The sequence below is a fragment of the Spirosoma utsteinense genome, from assembly GCF_014282275.1.
Lineage (GTDB): Bacteria > Bacteroidota > Bacteroidia > Cytophagales > Spirosomataceae > Spirosoma > Spirosoma utsteinense.
The window spans coordinates 1-1,002 of the sequence record NZ_VFIA01000157.1 but is presented as its reverse complement, the minus strand read 5'-3'; the positions used below and the strand labels follow the sequence as shown (position 1 = coordinate 1,002).

Annotated in this window: 1 protein-coding gene; it reads left to right on the top strand. The window is 40.6% G+C overall.

Annotated elements, in window-relative coordinates; all coding sequences use genetic code 11:
* Positions 1-75: 75 nt before the first annotated feature.
* Complete coding sequence (locus tag FH603_RS28245) at positions 76-777, top strand: DUF5712 family protein (RefSeq protein WP_342355237.1); 702 nt, start codon at positions 76-78, stop codon at positions 775-777.
* Positions 778-1,002: the final 225 nt, after the last annotated feature.

Here is a 1,002-nt window from a genome sequence, read left to right as displayed (position 1 = left end):
GGTGCTGAGCCCTTTGCGCCGAACGGCATCTTGGTTGCCACAGTAGCGGCATGAGACGACGAGTGTTACCATGCAATAAAGACGAAGAGTCCACGGTTACGTCACGACCATAAGTACGAAGTAATAAATCAGATTGATAAAAATGGTCAGGGTCAAGGTTTAGAGAAAAAAGATGATCGTTTTTATTCAATTATTGTAAGCCCAAGCCAAGCCGAACTTGCCGTTATCGGTAACGATTCACAAAGGTTAAAAGAATACACGCGCAATGTTATGGAAAATTATGCATCAAACTTTTGCAACAGTAAAGGGGAGAACAGGGATCTAAATAGTAAGGACTTAGTATGGTACGCTAAGATTGAACATGAACGCAAACACGGTTTTGATTCACCAGAAGTAAAGGCAGGTTTAGCGGAATCTGGTGACCTGAAAGAAGGAGATCAACGACACATACATATTGTAGTTTCCCGATGTCAAGCACGAGAAAACCGTCATGTAATTGGCGTAGAGCAACAACAGCAAAAAGAACGGACAACTCAGTTAAGTCCTACTGTCAACAATCAAAAAATGTTTGATCGTGATGCTTTCTATCGATCCAACGAGCAGAGTTTTGATAATCGCTTTGACTACGTTCGTAACCGTGAAGAATCGTATGATTATTGTAATACGTTAAAGAATGGAACCAGACAAGTCTACGATCAAGCAATAAAGCGAGACCAAATAGAAAGAAGTAAAGAACAGAATTTAGAAAAAAGTCAGCGATTGGGAATGAGTTTTTAATATTTTCAACCCTTTACGTTTTGAAAACATGAACTTCAAAAATAGAAATCGCGGTGCAGTGGCTACAATCAGAAACATTGTCATTGCTCTTGTGCTGTACTTCGTAATAGCTAGGGCAGGGCTTTCTCATAAAAGGGTAAAGAGCCGATAAGTAGACATCTTTGAGGTGTTCTAAATCTCGCCAAGATGACCCTTACCGACTCTTTCCAGCCCCAAGATAAGGCC